The sequence below is a fragment of the Paenibacillus ilasis genome (genome assembly GCF_043195395.1).
GTDB lineage: Bacteria > Bacillota > Bacilli > Paenibacillales > Paenibacillaceae > Paenibacillus_AQ > Paenibacillus_AQ lautus.
The window spans coordinates 198134-212596 of record NZ_JBHDJG010000004.1; the positions used below are offsets into that span (position 1 = coordinate 198134).

A 14463-nucleotide genomic window follows, 5' to 3' on the forward strand; every position below is an offset into this window, starting at 1 on the left:
AAACTTCAGAGGCTAACCATTCTTATCTCGCAAGAAAAACTTCCACTAAATGCGGTCTGTCTGCTGAGAAAGTTAGCCGATAGACGTTTTTTCTTAAGGCATAGGTTGATTATTGCAAACTGACGATAGTGAGCCCCTGATCCTGCAGGTGCTTAATAATCTTCGGCAAGGCGTCCACAACAGCCTGCGATTCATGCAGGAGTATGATGGAGCCGGAAGCCTCGATATGCTGGACATAATCGAGGATTTTATCCTCGTCGCGGGTCAGCCAATCCTCGGGGTCCCGGTTCCAGAGCACCATTTTACTGCCTTGCTGCCGGCTTAACGCCTCGGTCCGATCGTCAAAGGCCCCGTAGGGCGGGCGAAAGAGGACCAGCTTCTCGTCGGTAATATGCTCGATGAGGTTGGCCACGCGGGTCAACTCTGCCTGCTGCTGTTCATAGGCAAGGCTTGGCATCTGGCTATGGGTCATGGAATGACTGCCGACGGAGTATCCGTTCGCATGGATGGCCCTGACATAGTCGGGATGCTTTTTCACGTTGGTGCCAACGAAGAAGAACGTTCCGCCAACCTTGTATTTTTTTAAGACGTTCATAATATCGATGGAGTGCTTGGATGGCCCATCATCGAAAGTAAGGGCTACATAGCCTTTGGGCAGGCCGAACGAGATGAAATCCTCCAGCTCCAGCTGCGGAAGGGAGGCAGAGGGGTTGATATCCTTCGGTTTGCTCTCCGCTTCTTTCGCCCTTAAGGCTGCCACGGGTTTCGCGATGAGGGCGCTCCGGTTCTCGGCAAGCAATTGGATGACGGTCTCTGCTTCCGCAGTGGCCGTTACTGCAGGGTGAGGACGTATGTCACCGGGATATGAGTAGTTAAATGAACTTAATAATACAACAAAAATCAAGCTCATCATGACGGCGCTTACCAGCTTAAGCGGAAGATGGCGCCGTTTCCTTGCGAAACGAGAGGTCTTTATGTGCTCTTCGGCTTGCATCTCCTCGGGCTGATCCGCTTCGGATCGATGCGTGGACAGGAAGGGCAGCGTGTGCAAGTCATCTACATGTCGGATCTTCTTGATGGACTCTAATTCGTTCCTGAAATGAACGGAGCAGGCAAATGAAAACCGCTCACTATGATCACGATATGTACGCGTAATGGAACCTATGTACTGCTGTTTGTTTGCATCCCATGCGGTATGCAAGGATAATCGGTATTTATGAACCCCGTCGAACTCCGACACGGCTGTTATATTCGCTATGGTTTCGTTATCGGTTAACCATATTAGCTCCGCCGATTCTATAAGGGATAGGTTGATTCGTAGACCGAATGCTTCGGTATCCCTCTCGATCGCCAGCAGCTCTATGATTTTGCCATAGGATTCTGACATGATGGCCCCCCTTTCTCTAGCTGTTCATGCGGATATGATTATTCCGATGGTGTATTGGAAGCCGTGGTTTTCGGTGAGAAGGAGAAGGACATCTTCTCGGTAAAATCATTGATGGTCTGCATAAGCTTGGCTTTATCATCCAGAATGTTCTGGTATTGCTCCGCGTACTTCTGGTTGGCAATCTCCAGCTCCCGGACCTTCTCTTCAAGGGAGTTGATCTTGAGCATGCTCTGATATTGCGTATTGTTAGACTCCTCATAGAGCTTGTTGTACTTGGCGGTCTCGGTTTCCAACTGGTTGGAGAGCTTCTCATACGCCAGGTTCGACGTTAGCTGGTATTCCTTGTAATCCTCCAGCAGCTGGTCGTAGGTCATCTGTTTGTTAGTCAGCACGTTCTCGAGTTCGCGGATTTCCTTGTTCTTCTCCTGAACCAGCTGATCTCTCTTGATCTGCTCATGCTTATACCGGTTGATCGTTTCGTTCGCGGTAAAGAGCTGATCCTCCAGGCCTCTATTCTTATAGGTCAACAGTTGCCGTTCCTTCAGCATGTTCTCGATCGAAACAATGACATCGAGGCCGATCTTGTCCTGGTTATCCTTGGAGAATAGCTGTTTGTTTCCTTCTGCAGCGGGCAGTTCAGGCTCCGCGGAATAAGCCGCCTCTTCTTCTGCCGCTACGGCAATATCCTCTTGTTCGGTACTGTTCTTCTCGGGCTGGTTCTGATTCGAGCGGGCACTCTTAAACCACGCCATTCCTTTTTTCTCTGTTTCCCTGGCCAAAATATCAACTCCTATATATTCAATGATTCTAGTATGTAATTAGGCTAAAAGACCCCTATTAATAGTAATCGGTAAAAACGTCCCAAAAACTTTGCCTTTCACCCCGTGAAAATAAAAAAAGCCCCGCAGCGGGGCAGGAGCTTTTTAGCGGGCGGATATTCCGGTTTACGCGGGTTATCAACACGCCCGTATGGATGAGTTGAATGACATAGGGGACCCTTCGATTATTCATTCTTCTTGATGGTCAGCTCGGGGGTGATAACGTCAACCCGATTCGTCCAAATCCCGCCGCTGTAGTCTTCCGGCAGTCGCTCCAAATCCGCTGCGGAGTCAAAGCCTTCCGACCAGCCGCCGTCCCCGGCGACGAGGATGACGCGTGTATTGATGCTGTCCATCCGGTTCAGAAATTTATCCGGCCATCCCCACAAGTAACGGGCATATTTTTCCGGTATATGCAGCTGGGTGTTTCGGCAAACCGATGGAAGGTAGCCGCTCCAGCCGGCTCCGGCGTAGGATACGAGACAGCTCTTCAGCGTACCCATCGACATGACGCGCAGGGAGGGAAGCTGTGATTTTAAAGCACGAATCGGCTCATCGTCTCCGTAAACGGTCAGCTGGCTGAGACGCTTCACCGGCAGTCCGGAGAGATACTCTGCCAGGAGTTTTCCCTCTTCGGGGTCGGTGCTTTTGATATGGATCAGGAAGGAGCCGTCAGGGAATGCCTCTAATACCTCGTCTAACGACGGAATCAGCCCGAATCCCTTTCCCCGAAAAGGATAAGTTGCTCCCTGATCGGCCGTGTAGCCATACCCGATGTCTATGTTTTTTAGCTGCTCCATGGTATAATCCTTGACCGAGCCCTCCACGTTGGTGCGGCATTCCAGGGTCCAATCATGGAAGACGGCGAACTGGCCGTCCTTGGTTGGTTTGATGTCCAGTTCCACGATATCGGCGCCTGCTTCGAATGCGGCTTTCATGGACGGAATGGTATTCTCCAGGTAAGCATGCTCCGGCACATAGATGCGGGAGGCGGTGCAAGTGTCAGCTTGAATGCCTTCCATCGAGAAGGTCTGGCCAAGCCCGCGGTGCGCCAGCAGCAGCGGCTGGGCGTCCCGGTCTTTGGTGAACAGGGATGTATTATTTACAAACAGAAATACAAACAGCACAAGAACAAACAGTATGATCTTCTTCCATCTTTTTAGTTTTCGCATGATCCAATCCCCCAAAATCGTATACAATATGCAGTAGTAGATTATATTTATCTCTATCTATATCTCTATTTAAGTTCTCTATTTAAATCCTTCTTTCCTAAATCTTAGTGATTTTGGGCGCATACTCAATAGCTGGACCATAACAATTGCATAATAGCGAACTGATAAACACAATGAGCAGTTATAATAAGAACGGGAGGGAGCATGATGGACAAATCCTCCTTTTTGATGGTGGAGCGGGGGAACCCATATGAACGTGGAGACGTCATAGCTATGACCAAACCCATAACAGTGCTTGGCCGCAAGGGCCAGCATTTTGATCCGGATATCGCGTTTGATAACATTTTTGTATCCCGGCGGCATGCAGCGCTGCTGTATCGAAACGGGAAGTTCAGCATCAAGGATCTAAACAGCAAGCATGGTACCTTCGTCAATCAGAAACGGCTGGATCCCCATGATGAAATTCCCCTTCAGCATGGAGACACCATTGTACTCGCTGGAGATCTGATCGTGTTGTCCTTCTCCATCCTCAGCATGGATGAGACGATGGACATTACCCCGCTGATCAAGCAGCTGGCGGCGGTTGAGGCCTCCGGCGGGCTTAGGCTGAATCCTTTCAAGCAGGAGCTGGTATACGGCGAGGATGTGTACGCTTTTTCGGAAAAAGAGTACAAATGCATGGAGCTGCTGGTCAACCACCAGGGGCAGTTCGTGTCCAAGGATCAGCTTAAGGTATACATTTGGCCCGAGCGAAGCTGCGGAACGGATGAAGTGCCCGATGTCAGCTCCGAGGAGCTGAATGCGCTGATCTATCGGGTGCGTAAGAAGACGCGAGGCATTCTGGACATTGAAAGCATCCGGGGAAAGGGTTATATTTTGCAAACACAAGCGGATGGATAAACGTGATCGTAAGTACACGATGAACTCAAGATGAAAACATGAGAGACAAGCTCTTCCTCACCGGCAGGAAGGGCTTGCTTTCATTCCAGTTCTATTTATCAGCGGATAAGAGGGAAATGACCATAGCTATCGAAGTTGTAAAGCATGGAAATTTCGAATTGACAATCGGAAGGGATGAGCAGAGGAGATGAACAAGGAGCACGTACAGCAAAACGGCATTGCCGTTAACCAGTTGGGTTATCGGAGCCGGGACGCCAAGATTGCCGTTATTGCCGGTCAGGGCGGTCGGTTTCACGTCGTCGATTCCCTGAATGGCGAGGTGGTTTGGCAGGGGCAAACCTCTCCGGCCATCGAGGATGCTGCCAGCGGGCAGATCGTAAGCCGGGGAGATTTCACCGCATGGGCAGTGCCAGGCACTTATCGGATCGAGGCGGAGAATGGGCAAGCGTCCGTTCCTTTTGTCATAGCCGACGAGGTATACGAGGATGCGCACCGCGCGTTATTGAAAGCGTTTTATTATTTCCGCTGCGGGGCGAAACTCGATGAGCTGCATGCCGGACCCTGGCATCACGGAGCATGTCATCTTACGCCTGCCTTCGTTCATGGAGACGAATCGCGACAGGTGGATGCCTGGGGTGGATGGCATGATGCCGGCGACTATGGCAAGTATGTCGTGCCTGGTGCCAAAGCGGTAGCCGACCTGCTGCTGGCTTTCGAGTTTTACCCGGAGGCGTTTGCTCAGCCGCTCCCACTGCCGGAAAGCGACGGCCGCCTGCCGGACGTGCTTCATGAATGCCGGTATGAGCTGGAATGGATGCAGCGCATGCAGGATGAGGCATCGGGAGGCGTGTTCCATAAACTCACCACCTTGCGGTTTCCGGCGGGAGACGTGATGCCGGAAGACGATACGGCCCCGCTGTACCTGTCGCCAATCTCGGCAACGGCAACCGGTTGTTTTGCCGGAGCCATGGCGATGTCGGCGCGGGTATATTCTCCCTACGACGAAACCTTCTCTGGGAGCTGTCTGAGAGCAGCGGAGCGCGCTTGGGCATGGCTGGAGGAACATCCGAACGCGCCGGGCTTCCGCAATCCGGCTGATATCGCTACAGGTGAGTACGGTGACGCCCAGGATGAGGATGAACGGTACTGGGCCGCGGCAGAGCTATACCGTACAACGGGGGAGGCGAGGTATCATGAGGCTTTTCAAGCTTTAGCCAAGCAGGACTCTTTCGAAAAATACGAATTGGGATGGGCGGACATGGGCGGCTATGGAACCTTCGCCTATCTGATGTCGGAGCGGGAAGAAGAGCCCGAGCTCGCGCAGGAACTGATGACGGGCCTGCTTCAGCGTGCGGATGCGCTTGCCGCTGTCAGTGCTCGGGACGGTTATGGGATCTCGCTGCTGCCGGATCAATATATTTGGGGCAGCAATATGGTGGTATTGAATCATGCGATGCTCCTGCTGGTGGCGGGAAGACTGTCTGGCTCTGAAGACTATGAGCGTCATGTGCACGAGCACATACACTATGTGTTCGGGGCCAACGTGGTGGGGATGAGCTACGTAACAGGGTATGGGGCTAAGCCAATCCTGCACCCGCATCATCGTCCTTCCGAAGGCGATGGCGTGGAAGATCCAGTCCCGGGTCTACTCTCTGGCGGTCCGAACAAGGGACTTCATGACGATTACGCGCGTGAGCACTTGGCCGGCAAGGCACCCGCAGCCTCCTTTGCCGATGTGATGGACAGCTATTCTACCAACGAGGTGGCCATCTATTGGAATTCGCCGGCTGTGTTCGTGTTATCTCATTTTGTGTAGAAGCATAAAGCATGCTAAAGAAAAAGAAACGCCGAGAGATTCTCGACGCTTCTTTTTTTGTATCGACCCGTTCATGGTTAGCGTCTTGATCGCCCCTTCACCAGCGGATGAAGCACCGTGGCTACCATACCTGAGACGATGCCGACCACTGTACCTGTCACCATGCTGCTGATGAAGGCAAAGGCTCTGGTCAGAAAGCTGTTAGCTGCTGCCGGTAGATCAGCCAGGTTGTCGCCCAGGGCCGGCGGCGTTTCGAATGCCATATTCCACAATAGCTGATGGGTAATGCCCAAGAGCAATCCATAGACTGCGCCGATGACCATTAAGGGTACAAAAGGATGTTTTACGCTATGCCGCTTCCCGAGTACATAAAGAATCCAGATGATCGGGGGAATAAAGACAAGCAGCCGGTTGATGAACCCATGGGGATCGACCCATTGCAAATCATGGGCAATCACGCGGGGCACACCGAGCAAAGCCAACAGAATGATAGTAAACATCGATAGGCCGATGTGATTTCTTGCTGGGGTGTTCATTTTGCGGGAAAACCTCCATCGTTGTAAGTTCGGATTCACGCTGTTATCCGTTATGAGGTTCAGTTTACCGAAGGAATGTTGTGAACTTATGACGGGGATGTACGCAATCCGTGAAATTACGTGGCTTAGGCGTGAAAGCTTGGAAATTACAGAATCAAGGGACGGGCTTGCTCTACGAATGAAACCGCGGTGCAGCGGTATTTTCAAAAAAACGACATGATCCTTTTAAAAGTTGTCAACAATATTCTTGACGAAACTCGCTTTTCCTTTCGTTGAGCCTTTTGCCGGGCTGACTTAACATAGAGATGTCAGATGATAGCGACACAACAACATTCCGATTTATTTTCAAATATGACTAGGAGGTCTATACGATGTCCAACGAGACAAATACAAACGCTTCCAAAGGCATTCGCGTAAGGGTACAACAGCTCGGCCGTCTCCTTAGCGGTATGGTGATGCCGAATATCGGCGCGTTTATTGCTTGGGGTCTGATTACGGCTCTGTTCATCCCGACCGGCTGGTTCCCGAACGAGAATCTGGGATCGCTGGTTGACCCGATGATCAAGTACTTGCTCCCGCTCTTGATCGGTTACACGGGCGGGCAGATGATCCACGGCAAACGCGGTGCGGTTATCGGCGCGGTTGCCACGGTCGGGGTTATCGTCGGAGCGGAGATTCCGATGTTCCTCGGGGCTATGATTGTCGGTCCGCTGGCTGCATGGGTATTGAAGCAGTTCGATAAGCTGATTGAAGGCAAAATCAAATCCGGCTTCGAAATGCTGGTGAATAACTTCTCGCTCGGCATTATTGGCGGCGCGCTCACATTGGTGGCGTACACCGGAATCGGGCCGCTTGTACAGGGCATTACCCAAGCGCTGTCAGCCGGTGTTGACGTATTGGTCAATGCCAACCTGCTTCCGCTGGTCAACATTATCGTTGAGCCGGCGAAGGTATTGTTCCTCAACAATGCGATCAACCACGGGATTTTCAGTCCGATCGCCACAGAGGAATCAGCACGTATCGGCCAATCGGTTCTGTATATGCTGGAGTCGAATCCCGGTCCGGGCCTAGGCATTCTTCTTGCCTATTGGTTCTTCGGACGTGGATCTGCCAAGTCTTCCGCGCCGGGGGCGGTTGTCATTCACTTCCTGGGCGGTATTCATGAGATTTACTTCCCGTATATTCTGATGAAGCCGGTTCTGATCCTGGCTGCTATTGCAGGTGGTGTTGCCGGCACCTTCACCTTCCAGATTCTTGGAGCCGGATTGGTGGGCCCTGCGTCGCCGGGCAGCATCCTTGCTTACTTCGCCATGGCGCCTAAAGGTGGTCTGATTGCGGTCCTGGCCGGTGTTATTGTTGCAACGGTGGTCTCCTTTGCTGTAGCGGCATTACTGCTAAAAACAGGCAAACAGACCGAAGAAGAGCCGAATTTGGAAGAAGCATCCGCCAAGATGAGAGAAATGAAAACCGGCGGCATGAACGACCAAGTCGCCCCTGCTTCGGCGGCTGTAGCTAATCTGGACAAAGAGAATGTGAATAAAATCGTGTTTGCTTGCGATGCCGGCATGGGCTCCAGCGCAATGGGCGCCTCGGTATTAAGAAAGAAACTGCAGCAAGCGGGCGTCGACATTACGGTTGTGAACTCGGCGGTCAGTGAAATACCGGATGACGCGGATATCGTCATTACCCAGAAGACACTCACCGAGCGGGCCATCGCGAAGAATCCGAATGCGGAGCATATCTCCATCGACAACTTCCTGAAGAGTCCGAGGTATGATGAGCTGGTGGAACGACTCAAAGACTAACATAAGCCTAAAACCATATGACACGCTGGCGTAGTAACGCCGGCGTTGTCTTTCATTTCATGAAGAAGGGGGCCATGCGTCTGGGACACATCACTGCCCGCCAGCGACAAATCCTTCTGCTCCTGATGAGCAGGAACGAGGGCATGACGGCTGCAGAAATAGCCGCTGAGGTCGGGGTCAGCGTCAGGACGGTTCACCGGGAAATGGAGGAGATTGAGAAGGAATTGCAGGGTACGGGCGTTCTGCTTCATAAAAAGTCGGGAACGGGTATCCGGCTGGAAGAGGAGACGCTTGGGGAGATGGCTCAGCTGCGGAAGCGCCTGCTTGCAGGAAAGCCGGCCGATTATTCCGTGGAAGAGCGCAAAATCCTTATGATGTGCGCCCTGCTTGAGGCGAATGAACCCATCAAACTGTTTGCTTTGGCTCATAGTTTAAAGGTCACCGTGCCGACCGTCAGTAATGACCTGGATGAGCTGGAGCCATGGATGAAGCGGTTTAATCTTAACCTTATTCGCCGCAGAGGCTATGGTATCGAGATTGAAGGCTCGGAAGGTGTAAGGCGATCGGCGATTTGTCGGCTTGTTGAGGAATATCTGGATTATTCCGATCTTGTCGGGGATGGATATCGTGATCAAAGCGAGCCTGTGACCGCCCGTCTGCTCTCCATGATTGATAAACCGGTGCTGCTGGATGTAGAGAAATGTTTATGGGATATGAACTGGGATTGGACCGAGGGGCTTAGCGAAAGTGCCTATACTGCCATGCTCATAGCGTTATCGGTTTCCGTAAACAGGATCAAGCAGGGGCGGAGCATAGAGACAAGGGATATTGCGGGATATGGCAAATCCTCCGCTTCAGTGGAGGAGGCAAAGGCTTTCGCGAGTCGCCTTGGCCAAACCTTGAAGATTGACTTTCACGATCCTGAAATGAAATATATCGCTCATTTGTTCGAATCTGCGAAGGACATGTCCGAGGTCAGCGAACTGGCTCACACGGATGTGGAGATGGTGGAGATCGCCCAACGTCTTATCGAACGGGTTCAGGGGCGCACCGGCATTCCGTATCAGGAGGACCGCACCCTGCGGGCAGGTCTGGTGGAACACATCGGGGCTGCCATGAAACGGATTCGGGAAGGGACCCGGATCCGGAATCCCTTGCTGAGCCCGATTCGGAAGGATTATGAGGAGCTGTTTGGAATCGTCCGTCGTTCGGTTGACGAGCTGAAGCTGGGTTTGACCATCCCGGATGAAGAAATCGGGTTTCTGGTTATGCATTTCGGTGCTTCCAGCGAACGTCTGAACCAGCTGGGGCACCATTTGAAGGCCATTCTGGTATGTTCCAGCGGCCTTAGCTCCTCAAGGCTTCTCGGGACACGACTGAATAAGGAGATGCCGCAGATTGAGGTGCTCGGCAACGTCTCGTGGTATGAAGCGGCCCGGATACCGAAGGAGCAATATGATCTCATTATTTCGACCATTGATCTTCCGCTGCCGAAGGATCGGTATGTGAGATTAAGTCCGCTGCTCACGGCGGATGATAAAGAGGCGCTGCTGCAATTCATCCAGAGCACATCCTTGACACCGGCCGGAAGCATGGCTGCAGATAAGCGAATCGAGGTAGAGCATAGGGTCGCATCATTCGAGCGTCTACGCATGCAGGCTGCCCTGATGAACGAGATCGTAACGCTTTTGGGTGGCTTCCATGTATACCACCTGGATAATCGGCAGGATGATTTGCAGGGCACATTGAACGAAGCCTTGGCTAAGGTGGTTGAACGCGGGGCTGTCCGTGATGCGGAGAAGGTGAAGGAGCGTTTGCTTGAGCGCGAACGGATGGGCACCCAGCTCATTCCGGATACGACGCTGGCCTTGTTCCATACGCGCAGCCGCTATATTTCCTGGCCGTCTCTAACCTTGTTCCGGCTGGCGCACCGAGCGCCGCTGGAGGACGGGGCGGAGGCGGGTGTCATTCTGCTGATGCTGGCACCGAAGCAGCTTCCGAAGGAGAGCTTGGAGGTGCTCAGTGAAATCAGCGCCATGCTGCTTCACTCCGAGCTGATTGAGCTGATGGAGCGGGGCAGCGAGGAAGAAATCCGATCCTATTTGGCGGAAGAGCTTCAGCATTTTTTCAATCACAGACCATAGAAAGAGGGAGATCAACATGAATAACATACTGTCCAAAGATAAAGTCATACTGAACGCAAAGGCTGACAGCAAGAGCGAAGCCATCCGCATGGCGGGAAATCTGCTTGTACAGGCAGGCCATGTATCCGAGGATTACGTGGATAAAATGCTGGAACGCGAAGAGATTGCGTCCACTTATATGGGCGGAGGACTCGCGATTCCCCATGGCACGAAAGAGGCGAAAGGCATGGTCCTCTCCACGGGATTGTCGATCGTCCGCTTCCCGGAAGGCGTAGATTTCGGAGGGGATGAGCCGGCGTTTATTGTTATTGGTATTGCGGCTGCCGGCGGTGATCACATGGAGATTCTGACGAATGTGGCGATGATCTTCACGGATGACGAAAGCATTGAGAAGGTGATGAACGCTTCCAGCGAAGAGGAGATTCTGGCGATCTTCGAAGGAGGAATGGGCGCATGAAAGCAGTCCATTTCGGAGCAGGTAACATCGGGCGCGGTTTTATAGGGCTCTTGCTGTCACAAGCCGGTTATGAGGTTTGTTTTATCGATGTGAACGAAGAGCTGGTATCGGAGCTGAAAGCACGCGGGGAGTATCCCGTCACCTTGGCCAGCGAAGGGCAGGAGACCACGATCGTTAAAGGTATCACCGCACTCAACAGCGCCTCGGAGCCCGAAGCTGCCGCACGTGCAGTAGCGGAAGCGGATCTCGTGACGACTGCGGTAGGCGTGAACATTCTGAAGTTTATCGCCGGCACTATTGCCGAGGGGCTGAAGCTTCGGCTGCAAGCGGAGTCTGCTGCCCCCCTTCATATTATTGCATGCGAGAATGCCATCGGCGGCAGTACGCAGCTGAAAGAGCACGTCTACGGGAAGCTTGATGACGAGACGAAGCAGAAGGCCGACCAGCGCGTGGCTTTCCCGGATGCAGCCGTAGACCGGATTGTGCCGCTGCAGCAGCATGAGGACCGTCTGAAGGTCGTGGTGGAGCCGTTCTATGAATGGGCGGTGGATCGCTCGCAGATGTTTGAGGATTATGTCCCTGTGGAAGGCATTCACTACGTGGACCGTCTGGAGCCGTACATCGAGCGCAAGCTGTTTACGGTGAATACCGGACACTGCTCGGCCGCGTATGTAGGGTTTCTAAAAGGCTACGAGACCATCCAGGACGCCATGAAGGATGAAGAGGTAGCGAGTCATGTCCGTGCTGTGCTGGAGGAGACGGGAGCTGCGCTCATGCATAAACACGGCTTCAACCCTTCCGAGCATGGAGCTTATATCGATACCATCCTGGAGCGGTTCCGCAACCCGGCACTAACTGACGAGGTGTCCCGCGTAGGCCGCTCTCCGATCCGGAAGCTGTCCCCGGGCGACCGCCTGGTGTCGCCAGCCATGCTGGCATTCGAAAGCGGGCTTGCGTACAAGAGCTTGGCGAAATCCATGGCAGCGGCTCTGATGTTCGATGTTCCGGAAGATCCCGAAAGCGTGGAGCTGCAAGCATCGGTCCGGGATATCGGTGCAAGCGACACGGCTTCCCAATATACCGGCATTGCCGGTGAGCATCCCATTCTGGGTGAGCTGATGGAGCAGTATGAAGCGTTGAAGGCTGATATCGAAGCGAGTTCGTAAGATGCACGTGCCGATAGGCCACGGCATTCTATCTATCTTATATAGCCCCTGGTTCTCCTTGCAGAGAAATCAGGGGCTATTATGGTTCTAACTCGGGGTATACAACGATCCTGATTTGTTCAAAATAATCCTTCATGTAGCTGTCCAAGTGGTTTAATCTTGGCAGAGGCAATCCCGTCATTGTAATTAAATTCCAAATATTCCATCCATCGATTTTCAGAAAGTTTTCGCTTATTTTCGAAATAAAGAGTACACTAGAAATAAGAAATTAAAAAGTGGATGTGATGAACATGGCAGAAGAACTGATCTTGACCCAGGAGGGCTATGATAAACTCCAGGAAGAACTTGATGACCTCAAGTATGTAAAACGCAAAGAGTTAGCGGAACGGATCAAGCTCGCGATCAGCTATGGTGACTTGAAGGAGAACAGCGAGTACCACTCGGCCAAGAACGACCAAGCGTTTATGGAAACGCGCATCATCATCCTGGAAAAAACACTCAACAGCGCCCGGATTGTCGACGCCAAGCATGTAAGCTCGAAAACGGTGAATGTTGGTTCGAATGTCGTCCTGAACGACATCGAGTTTGCAGAGAAGCTTGAATATCAGGTCGTAGGACCCGCCGAGGCAGACGTATTGAACAATAAGGTCTCCTATGAAAGTCCGCTTGGCAAAGCACTAATGGGCAAAGCGGTAGGCGATCAAGTCAACGTGGAAGCGCCGATGGGTATCGTCAAGTACGAGCTGCTGGAGATCAAAGCTCTGTAATCGCAGAGGGATAAATGAATATATAAATAAAGGCGTAACCGGGGTGCAATGTCCGGTTACGCCTTTTCAACATGGTTCGTGCTCCGTATGGCAACGAGAGTTTTGCAGCTATTGGAAATTAAGCATTAGCCGTTACGGCCTTGCGCTCATACATATAGCAGGCTGCTCCCAGAATGAAGGCGAGTCCCACCAAGCCAGCGCCCACCCAAGGCAGGGCCGTTAAGCTTAGATGGGTAATGACCAACCCACCGATAAAAGCCCCCGCCGCATTTCCGAGATTGCCCGCAGAGTGGGTTGCGGTGGAGGCAAGAGCGGGAGCGGACTGGGCCAGACTCATTACACGCACCTGCATTCCCGGCATAACGGCGAAAGAAGCAGCACCCCACAACACGATGGTCAGTACAGCCGTGACCGGGTTATGGATCGTCACGGTAAGGATGGTCAGAATGACGGCCGTCGCAAAGTAAACGCCGAGAATGGAGGGCAGCAGCTTCCAGTCGGCCAGTCTTCCGCCCACGATATTACCGACGGTTACGCCGATACCAAACAGGATCAGAATCCAGGTGACGCTGGGTTCGGCAAAGCCGGTGATCTCAATCAGCAGCGGCGCAATATAAGTGAAGACGGCGAACAGGCCGGCGTTACCAAGCGCTCCGATCAGCAGGAAGAGAAGGAGTTGTGGTCTGATAAGGGCTGTAATTTGCTGAGCGATGCTTGAAGCTTGTTCCTGCCGTAGCTTCGGAATAAAGATCAGGATGCCGATCAATGCCAACACCCCCATAACGGCAATCGCGCCGAATGAAGCACGCCAGCCCATCGTCTGGCCGATGAAGGTGCCGATCGGAACCCCGATGATATTGGCTATCGTTAATCCGGCCATCATGATGGACACCGCCCCGGCACGCTTGTCCGGCCGCACCAGGTTCGAAGCGATGACAGCTCCCACACCGAAGAAAGTACCGTGCGTCAGCGCGGTCAGCATTCGGGCACCCATCAGAACGGCATAGCTCGGAGCGAAGACCGAAATGCCGTTACCCAGAATAAACAGGCCCATGAGCAGCAGGAGCAGTTTTTTCTGTGGTATTTGGTGGGTTAGAACCGTTAGAATAGGGGCTCCTACGGCTACCCCGAGAGCGTACATCGTAATCAGCTGCCCAGCCGATGCAATGCTGACATTCAGATCATCCGCGACATTAGGGAGTATTCCCATGATAACGAACTCCGTCATGCCAATGGCAAAAGCGCCAACGGTGAGAGACAGTATAGAGATGGGAAAGGGCTCTCTGGCGCCTTTTTTCCCAGTAGCGTGTTGCGATAGATCCATGGTGTTCAAGTCAACCTTTCTGCTGTGTTGGTTAAATTTATAATCCCAATCTCCATTATCGGTTTTAAAGAGGGACTGTTACATATTATTTAATGTTGTCGGAGGATAATCAAGAACTTTATTTTTTGGGGAAAATGGATACCCTGAAAAGGGAAGCCTCTACTGAGGAAA

Annotated in this window: 13 protein-coding genes; 8 read left to right on the forward strand and 5 right to left on the reverse strand. The window is 52.5% G+C overall.

The features are described 5' to 3' along the window. Positions 1 to 109: 109 nt before the first annotated feature. The 3 genes from ACETK5_RS28325 to ACETK5_RS28335 form a co-directional block, all read right to left on the reverse strand. A complete protein-coding gene (locus ACETK5_RS28325) occupies positions 110 to 1387 on the reverse strand; it encodes a polysaccharide deacetylase family protein (protein ID WP_100541213.1) in 1278 nt (425 codons plus the stop codon). A gap of 38 nt (positions 1388 to 1425) precedes the next feature. Then, a complete protein-coding gene (locus ACETK5_RS28330) occupies positions 1426 to 2166 on the reverse strand; it encodes a hypothetical protein (RefSeq protein ID WP_100541212.1) in 741 nt (246 codons plus the stop codon). A gap of 224 nt (positions 2167 to 2390) precedes the next feature. Then, complete coding sequence (locus ACETK5_RS28335) at positions 2391 to 3377, reverse strand: glycerophosphodiester phosphodiesterase family protein (RefSeq protein WP_100541211.1); 987 nt, start codon at positions 3375 to 3377, stop codon at positions 2391 to 2393. Positions 3378 to 3584: 207 nt separating this feature from the next. Here ACETK5_RS28335 and ACETK5_RS28340 point away from each other — a divergent pair, with 207 nt between their 5' ends. Genes ACETK5_RS28340 through ACETK5_RS28350 form a run of 3 tightly spaced genes read left to right on the forward strand, consistent with a single transcriptional unit; the run spans position 3585 to position 6093 of the window. Then, on the forward strand, positions 3585 to 4277 hold the full coding sequence (locus ACETK5_RS28340; RefSeq protein WP_394059264.1) for an FHA domain-containing protein: 693 nt from the start codon (positions 3585 to 3587) through the stop codon (positions 4275 to 4277). A gap of 38 nt (positions 4278 to 4315) precedes the next feature. Next, entirely contained in the window at positions 4316 to 4468 is a 153-nt protein-coding gene (locus ACETK5_RS28345) for a hypothetical protein (RefSeq protein ID WP_165789780.1), read from the forward strand. After that, the gene (locus tag ACETK5_RS28350) at positions 4465 to 6093 is read left to right on the forward strand and encodes a glycoside hydrolase family 9 protein (protein ID WP_394059266.1); all 1629 of its coding nucleotides are present in this window, start codon (positions 4465 to 4467) and stop codon (positions 6091 to 6093) included. The genes ACETK5_RS28345 and ACETK5_RS28350 overlap by 4 nt, the downstream gene beginning before the upstream one ends. Before the next feature lie 77 nt (positions 6094 to 6170). On the opposite strand, the gene ACETK5_RS28355 is transcribed toward ACETK5_RS28350, so the two are convergent. Next, complete coding sequence (locus tag ACETK5_RS28355; RefSeq protein ID WP_100541208.1) at positions 6171 to 6629, reverse strand: hypothetical protein; 459 nt, start codon at positions 6627 to 6629, stop codon at positions 6171 to 6173. Positions 6630 to 7000: 371 nt separating this feature from the next. Between ACETK5_RS28355 and ACETK5_RS28360 the strand changes: the two genes are divergently transcribed. The 5 genes from ACETK5_RS28360 to greA all read left to right on the forward strand — a co-directional run bounded on the left by ACETK5_RS28360 (position 7001) and on the right by greA (position 12968). Next, the gene (locus ACETK5_RS28360; RefSeq protein WP_394059268.1) at positions 7001 to 8434 is read left to right on the forward strand and encodes a PTS mannitol transporter subunit IICB; all 1434 of its coding nucleotides are present in this window, start codon (positions 7001 to 7003) and stop codon (positions 8432 to 8434) included. Positions 8435 to 8508: 74 nt separating this feature from the next. Continuing rightward, positions 8509 to 10578, forward strand: a complete 2070-nt coding sequence (locus ACETK5_RS28365; RefSeq protein ID WP_394059538.1) for a BglG family transcription antiterminator — start codon at positions 8509 to 8511, stop codon at positions 10576 to 10578. A 16-nt stretch (positions 10579 to 10594) separates the two neighbouring features. After that, entirely contained in the window at positions 10595 to 11035 is a 441-nt protein-coding gene (locus tag ACETK5_RS28370) for a PTS sugar transporter subunit IIA (protein WP_100541206.1), read from the forward strand. Then, positions 11032 to 12201 carry a mannitol-1-phosphate 5-dehydrogenase gene (locus ACETK5_RS28375; RefSeq protein WP_394059270.1) on the forward strand — a complete coding sequence of 390 codons (1170 nt, stop codon included), beginning with the start codon at positions 11032 to 11034 and terminating at the stop codon, positions 12199 to 12201. Before ACETK5_RS28370 ends, ACETK5_RS28375 begins: the two co-directional genes overlap by 4 nt. A gap of 290 nt (positions 12202 to 12491) precedes the next feature. Further along, positions 12492 to 12968: a transcription elongation factor GreA gene (gene greA, locus ACETK5_RS28380; protein WP_100541204.1), complete on the forward strand. Its 477-nt coding sequence runs from the start codon at positions 12492 to 12494 to the stop codon at positions 12966 to 12968. A 118-nt stretch (positions 12969 to 13086) separates the two neighbouring features. Here the strand turns inward: greA and ACETK5_RS28385 are convergent, their stop codons facing one another. Beyond that, on the reverse strand, positions 13087 to 14292 hold the full coding sequence (locus ACETK5_RS28385; RefSeq protein WP_326111189.1) for an MFS transporter: 1206 nt from the start codon (positions 14290 to 14292) through the stop codon (positions 13087 to 13089). Positions 14293 to 14463 lie beyond the last annotated feature (171 nt).